General features: G+C 56.3%; 2 rRNA genes. Both read left to right on the plus strand.

The annotated features are described in order from the left end of the window. The first annotated feature begins 19 nt into the window (after positions 1–19). Positions 20–2,914, plus strand: a 23S ribosomal RNA gene (locus ACO2Q8_RS29290). A gap of 119 nt (positions 2,915–3,033) precedes the next feature. Continuing rightward, positions 3,034–3,145: ribosomal RNA gene (rrf, locus tag ACO2Q8_RS29295) — 5S ribosomal RNA — on the plus strand. Positions 3,146–3,153: the final 8 nt, after the last annotated feature.

Genomic DNA, 3,153 nt, shown 5'->3' on the forward strand with positions numbered 1-3,153 from the left:
AAGGTAAAGGCAATGTTGGCTACGGCCAAGGAAGGGCGTCTGGGGGATGCCTATGGCTCTGAGTGGCGAAGAAGGACGCGGACAGCAGCGAAAACGGCGGGGAGGAGCACACATCCTTGGATCCGCCGGTCTCCGAATGGGGCAACCCGGTGTAGTGAAGCTACATCACCACCTAGTGTGGGGCAAACGTGGGGAACTGAAACATCTAAGTACCCGCAGGAAGAGAAAACAAGTAGTGATACCCTAAGTAGTGGCGAGCGAACGGGGCACAGCCCAAACCGATGTGGTTACGGCCATGTCGGGGTTGTAGGACCAGTCATCAAATCAACAGACAAACCGGAAGGCTTTGGGAAGAGCCGCCAGAGCGGGTGATAGCCCCGTACGGGTAGGATTTGTTGGTGGGATTGGGATCCTGAGTAGGGGGGGGCCGGAGGAACCCCCTCTGAAGCTGGCAGCACCATCTGCCAAGGCTAAATACACCTCAGAGACCGATAGCGAACCAGTACCGTGAGGGAACGGTGAAAAGTACCGCCAGCAGCGGGGTGAAATAGAACCTGAAACCAGACGCCTACAACCGGTCGGAGCCCTTACGTGGGGTGACGGCGTGCCTTTTGCATAATGAGCCTACGAGTTACCGTCCCTGGCCAGGTTAACCTCTTTGAGGAGGGGAGCCGAAGCGAAAGCGAGTCTGAACAGGGCGCTTAGTCAGGGGGGGTAGACGCGAAACCGGGTGATCTACCCGTGGCCAGGTTGAAGTGGCAGTAACATGTCATGGAGGACCGCACCAGTAAACGTTGAAAAGTTTTTGGATGAGCTGCGGGTAGGGGTGAAAGGCCAATCAAACCCGGAAATAGCTCGTACTCTCCGAAATGTTTTTAGGAACAGCCTTGCATGTCAAATTCCCAGGAGGTAGAGCTACCGATAGGACTAGGGGGAGTCACATCCTACCAACTTCTGACGAACTCCGAATGCCTGGGAATGGATGCGGGAGTGAGGGGTCGGGTGCTAAGGTCCGACTCCGAGAGGGGAACAACCCAGACCACCGGCTAAAGTCCCCAAGTGATGGCTCAGTTGAACAAAGGAGGTCCGGTTGCCGAGACAGCCAGGAGGTTAGCTTGGAAGCAGCTATTCCTTTAAAGAGTGCGTAACAGCTCACTGGTCGAGCGAGGCGGGCATCGATAATAAACGGGCATGAAGCCATCCACTGAAGCCGTGGACACTAGCTTGGCTAGTTGTGGTAGGAGAGCATTCTATGGGGGGTGAAGGTTGGGCGTGAGCCGGGCTGGACCGCATAGAAAAGCAAATGTAGGCATAAGTAACGACAATGCGGGTGAGAACCCCGCACACCGAAAGACTAAGGATTCCACCGCGATGGCAATCAACGGTGGGTGAGTCGGCTCCTAAGGGGCAGGCGAGAGCCGGACCTGAGGGTAAACGGGTTAATATTCCCGTACTGGCCTTTTGAGAGAAGCGGGGACGGAGTACGGACGGATTCGCGCCCTGCGGGAATAGGGCGTTGAAGGTCATAAGCTTTTGGACCCCCAGGCAAATCCGGGGGTTTAGGTGGCGACCGATAGTACCTGGCGCCCTTCGGGGGGCCGGGATAGTGATCCCGACGGGCTTCCAAGAAAAGCCGCTATCGCTAATCAAGAGGGCAACCGTACCGCAAACCGACACAGGTAGTTGAGATGAAAAATCTAAGGTGCTCGAGTGAATCATGGCTAAGGAACTCGGCCAATTGACCCTGTAACTTCGGGAGAAGGGGGGCCTACCCCGCGAGGGGAGGCTGCAGAGCAAAGGCCCAGGCGACTGTTTACCAAAAACACAGGACTCTGCGAAATCGAGAGATTCAGTATAGGGTCTGACACCTGCCCGGTGCCGGAAGGTTAAGGGGGGGCGTTAGGGGCAACTCGAAGCGCTGAACTGAAGCCCCGGTAAACGGCGGCCGTAACTATAACGGTCCTAAGGTAGCGAAATTCCTTGTCGGGTAAGTTCCGACCTGCACGAATGGTGTAACGATCTGGGCACTGTCTCAGCCATGAGCTCGGTGAAATTGTAGTTCCGGTGAAGATGCCGGATACCCGCCACGGGACGGAAAGACCCCGTGCACCTTTACTACAACTTATCATGGACGCTGGCACAGAAATGTGTAGGATAGGTGGGAGACTGTGAGCCGGTGTCGCCAGGCATCGGGGAGTCACCGTTGAAATACCACCCTTTTGTGTGTTGGCGTCTAACCTCTTTATGAGAGGGACCGTGGTTGGTGGGTAGTTTGACTGGGGTGGTCGCCTCCGAAAGGGTAACGGAGGCTTCCAAAGGTTCGCTCAGGCCGGTTGGTAACCGGCTGTGGAGTGCAATAGCAGAAGCGAGCTTGACAGTGAGGCAGACAGGCCGAGCTGGTGCGAAAGCAGGGTATAGTGATCCGGTGGTTCCGCATGGGTGGGCCATCGCTCAAAGGATAAAAGGTACGCCGGGGATAACAGGCTGATCTCCCCCAAGAGCTCACATCGACGGGGAGGTTTGGCACCTCGATGTCGGCTCGTCACATCCTGGGGCTGGAGAAGGTCCCAAGGGTTCGGCTGTTCGCCGATTAAAGTGGCACGCGAGCTGGGTTCAGAACGTCGTGAGACAGTTCGGTCCCTATCTGTGGTGGGCGTAAGAAGATTGACGGGGGCTGCCCTTAGTACGAGAGGACCGGGGTGGACTCACCGCTGGTGAACCGGTTATTGTGCCCACGGTACGGCCGGGTAGCTACGTGGGGTTTGGATAAGCGCTGAAAGCATCTAAGTGCGAAGCCGGCCCGGAGATGAGTCTTCTGTTGAAGGACGTTAGAGACGATGACGTGGATAGGCGGCAGGTGCAGGGCGTGAGAGCGCTAGAGCCGAGCCGTACTAATGACCTGAAGGCCGTAGTGCCAGTTGATCTTTGCCCAAGCAATCAAGCGTTTGTGATTTCCTTTTCTCACAAAGAAACCAAGACACCATTAAAGTGCGATGGTACTTTCCCTGCAGAAAGTCATCCACCAAGAGCTGGGATGGTGGTAAGGGTGCGGGGGACCACCTCTTCCCATACCGAACAGAGCCGTTAAGCCCCGTTACGCCGATGGTACTGGAGTCATGTCCGGGAGAGTAGGTTGCCGCCACCACAGATTTA

It is taken from the genome of Larkinella sp. VNQ87 (assembly GCF_049445795.1).
Classification (GTDB): domain Bacteria; phylum Bacteroidota; class Bacteroidia; order Cytophagales; family Spirosomataceae; genus Larkinella.